This window comes from Acinetobacter sp. USHLN143, from assembly GCF_037145695.1.
GTDB lineage: Bacteria > Pseudomonadota > Gammaproteobacteria > Pseudomonadales > Moraxellaceae > Acinetobacter > Acinetobacter fasciculus.
The window spans coordinates 1-2,591 of record NZ_JBBCWZ010000144.1 but is presented as its reverse complement, the minus strand read 5'-3'; the positions used below and the strand labels follow the sequence as shown (position 1 = coordinate 2,591).

The window sequence follows — 2,591 nt, the reverse complement described above, 5'->3', positions numbered from 1 at the left end:
AGTTGTAATTTCTCCAAAAAGCTTGAAAACCATTTTAAAGCCTTCGACTTAACCTTCTTTTACATCAATAATGGCTTCATTTAATGTCAGCATACTTTTTAAAACACCACCTAAAATTGATGAGGCATTAAAGTATTCCATATTATATGATGATAATAGTAATATAAAAAATATAACTATTATAAATAATATTATTTTTCGGACTAAAGAGTTTTTCAACTCTTTAAGGGAAGAGTTTTTTGATTATAATGTCGTTTACCTTTTTGATGAATTTGAAAATGTAAATAGTGATTATAAAAAAATAATTAATGAACTTGTTCGAATGAGTGAGCCCGGTTATTTCTTTAGAATAGCAGGGAGAAAGGAATCTGCTGTAACAAGCCAAACTTTAAATGAGAAGAATAAAGATGGAAATGAATTCATTCTAATTGACTTAGATGTCATATATAATCAGAATTCAAAACAAGCTAAAGAGCTAAGATTATTTATTTTAGACTTTATTGAAAAACATTTGAGATTAATTGCATCTGATAATTCAAAAATTGATGTGGAGAAAATTTTTGGTTCTGATGAAGATTTTTCTAAATATTTAAATAATGATTATTCTATTTCAAATGAAAAAAACATGAAATTGTATAATTATATAAAAAATTCTTTCATGCGTGCTTTGCCGATTAGTAAAAATATCTCTGCTGAGATTTTCAGTATTCTTGCAAATGGGGTTGATTCACTTCTATTCTTAAAACTAAATATTATTAGATTTATGAAGTCAAAAAAGATTAACGAAAATAATCTTTTGAGTTTAGCTGCTAAGGTTAATTTTGAATATAAAAGCTATCTTGAATTAGGTAGTAAAGAAAAGCCTTATTATACTGCATTAAACCATTATAAATCAGATATTATGTCTCAATTACATTATATGGAAAATCCTCAACGGGTTCCTTTATATTATGGCTTTGAGACATTGTGTCAATTAACTTCATATAATCCAAGAAATGTATTAAATGTATTATATAAAATTGAAAATCAATTAAAATTTGATAACAAGGATTTTTTCTCTGAAGAATATATTTGTTTTGAAGCTCAATCACGAGGTTTTAGAGAAGCTGCGAAACATTTTTTTAATGAAGATACCTCTTATGGTTCAATTAGTATGCAAGCAAAACAAGCTATTGAGAAAATTGGATCATATTTACAAGCTGCTAGATTTTCTTTAAAAATTCCTGAGTCATCTCCATTAGCTATTAGTTTTGCTGAAGCTGATTTAGATGAGAACTGTAATAAAATTTTTAAAGCATGTATTGAGTTTTCACTATTGCAAAATATTGGGAAAAGAAATGATCGAAATCTAACCAATAAACAAAATATAAAAGTTAGATTAAATCCAATGTTATCTCCATTATGGTATTTGCCAGCAGTTTATCGTGGTGATTTAAGTTTAAGTAACAAGTTAGTAAATTTAATGTTTAGTCAATCAAATATGGATGAGTTTAATAAAGAGTTAAAACAGGTTAAGGTTAAGTGGAATACAATTCTTAATAAAAAGAATATTATTGTAGAGCCTATAAAAGAAGATAGCCCAAAACAATGGGAGCTATTCTAATGATAGATTATGATCTTTATTATAGAAGTCATATTAATCCAGAAAATTTATCTAAAATTGATGATATAGATATATTTATTTCTGCCTTTAATAGGAGTAAACGTATAGAAATTGTATATGAAAATATTAAATCAATAAAAAAATATTGGTTCATTCAACCTGAATATAATTTTAATTACGATGATATTAAAAACTTAAATGATGTAATTATTTCTGACAGCTTTCATGAAACTTTTCAGGTAAAAAGGATTATTGACACTTTTAAAGAAAGCTTTGGTGATAACTTTTCTGAGAAAAAGATTGTTATCGACTGTACTGGATTCATGCGCCATACATTAGCTTTTTTAGTAATAAAGTTAGCCGCACTTAAGTGTTCTAATGTAGAGATAATCTACACTGAGCCTAAAACATATATAAATAATGATCGTACAAAATTTAGTGAATTATGTGATGAAGTAAGACCAATTGGCGGAACAGAATTTACTAAAACTGGTTCAAAAGAAGCTGCAATTATGTCGATTGGTTATGATACTGAATTAATGTCTCAGATGCTTAATAGCTATGAAGGGGTAAAGTTATTTCCTCTATTCTCATTTCCCTCTTTAAGTGCTGATATGTTTCAACATAGTGTACTTCAATCTGTCAATATTCAATCACCGCACAAAAGTATCATAAACAGTACTAGATACTTTGCGGCTGCTCACGATCCTTTTTCAACTGCTAAAGAGATTAGTAAGTTAGTATCTATCATCAGTAATGAGCAATACACCAAAAATATATATTTAGTACCTTTATCAACTAAAGCTCAAGTTATAGGTCATGTCTTCTTTTGGTGGAAAGAGCATAAAAAACTTAAAGAAAAAGATATTAATATCAATTGAACCGTACCGGGTTTGTCGGAGAGTCAATATTCTGAGAGACTATCCCGATGACAAAATTAAAATATACCCCTGAAATCAGAGAAAGAGCGGTTCAATTATTGATTGAA

General features: G+C 27.7%; 2 protein-coding genes and 1 pseudogene. All 3 read left to right on the top strand.

The annotated features are described in order from the left end of the window. Positions 1–84, top strand: a pseudogene (locus tag WFH18_RS17225) (IS1 family transposase); the annotation flags it as partial. Beyond that, complete coding sequence (locus WFH18_RS17220; protein WP_336755353.1) at positions 71–1,603, top strand: ORC-CDC6 family AAA ATPase; 1,533 nt, start codon at positions 71–73, stop codon at positions 1,601–1,603. The pseudogene WFH18_RS17225 and the gene WFH18_RS17220, both read left to right, overlap by 14 nt. Next, positions 1,603–2,484: a hypothetical protein gene (locus tag WFH18_RS17215; RefSeq protein ID WP_336755352.1), complete on the top strand. Its 882-nt coding sequence runs from the start codon at positions 1,603–1,605 to the stop codon at positions 2,482–2,484. The genes WFH18_RS17220 and WFH18_RS17215 overlap by 1 nt, the downstream gene beginning before the upstream one ends. Positions 2,485–2,591 lie beyond the last annotated feature (107 nt).